Genomic DNA, 1440 nt, shown 5'->3' with positions numbered 1-1440 from the left:
CAACAACAATTACAAATGAAATTATTGATAAAACTAGAGAAAAGGCTAAAAATGTGGCCAAAGAAGTGATTGACTATACAGAAAGTAAAGCTGAAGATTTTCTAAAGAAAGCAAGTACCACTATATCAGACTATATTGACTCAAAAATAGATCTATTAGTAGATAAGGCATTTACCAGTATTGAAAATCCTTTAAAAGAAGGCGTGTATTCTGCAGATGATATTTTTAATGATTTAGAGGTAAGTTTAAATGTTAGAGTTGAAGGAGAAGTTGGAGAGATACTTAATCAGATTAGTAATGAAGTTCAAGCTTTGCTTCTAGAACAAATAGAAGCTGTTGAAAACAGTACTATAGGAAGTTATGTTCCTGATACAATTAAAGGGGTTGATTATACAGACTTCTTTGAGGAATATAAAGATAGAAACCTTAAAGAGGCTATAGCTGAGCTGACTGCAGGACTTGTAGAAGGACGAGAGCTACTTGGTTATAGCGTGGATGAAACAAGTAAGAAAGTAAATAGCATGCTATTTAACACTATTCAGGAAGCAAAATGGCAAGTAAAATATAGTATAAAAAAGAAAATTGAGGGCTATAAAGAAAACTTAGTTAATAAGTTTAAAGAAACATTTAAGAATGTTGCTGACAAGGGGAAAGAAGAAGTCAATAAATTTATTGATTCTATCGGCAATACAAGTGATTCAGAGGTAATGAAGACAAACTTGAAGGGATCTTTCCTTTCTATGAAATATACTGATTACCTTAGGATATTTTTACTTTTCACAAACAAGGGTGTAAAGATGAAAAGAATAGCTGATTTGATACAAGTAAATATGAGGGCTGTTTCGGGAAGCAAAACTTTTAAAATATCAGAATGCAGTACATATATGCGTATTGAGTCTTCAATTTCTATAAAATACTTGTTTGCAACAAAACCTTTTATGCCAAAGGAACTAAGGACCGAAGATGGAAAAAGAATAAAGTTTGATGTTATCCTGTACAAGGGATATTAACATAAAATATAATTTTTTAATGGAAAGGGATGTTGAAAATGGTTAGAGTAAAATCAATATTAATAGCAGTAATAATATGTGCAGTATCTTTACTATCGGCTTGTGGTGGTAGGGGAGAAGGAAGTAATCAACCTTCTAACACGTTGAAACCAGACTCGACACAGAGTACACATGAGTCAGGAACTAAAAAAGAAAAGACTAATGCGGAAAAATTTTTGGATTATGCCATAGAGGCTGCTGATAAGAGAAATTTTACCAAGACAGGTAATTATGCAGGAATTATGAATACATTACATGATTTATACAAAGACGACATTGTCAATCCTTACACTAGAGCTACTTCACTTTATGTGATGAATAGGACTATATCTTATATTGAAAATGATAATATGTCCGTAACAAAAGGATATAGTGTTGACTGTGTAGTAAT

The 1440-nt window shown here is 31.8% G+C and carries 2 protein-coding genes; both read left to right on the top strand.

All coding sequences use genetic code 11. The features are described from left to right. The coding region (locus JCM21531_RS23285) for a DUF5702 domain-containing protein (RefSeq protein WP_243467897.1) at nucleotides 1–1010 on the top strand (1010 nt) is incomplete at its 5' end. A gap of 38 nt (nucleotides 1011–1048) precedes the next feature. Further along, nucleotides 1049–1440, top strand: a 392-nt coding sequence (locus JCM21531_RS17185; protein WP_243467896.1) for a hypothetical protein, incomplete at its 3' end; no start/stop codon positions are given.

Source organism: Acetivibrio straminisolvens JCM 21531 (genome assembly GCF_000521465.1).
Classification (GTDB): Bacteria; Bacillota; Clostridia; order Acetivibrionales; family Acetivibrionaceae; genus Hungateiclostridium; species Hungateiclostridium straminisolvens.
This window is presented reverse-complemented; position numbering and strand designations above follow the sequence as displayed.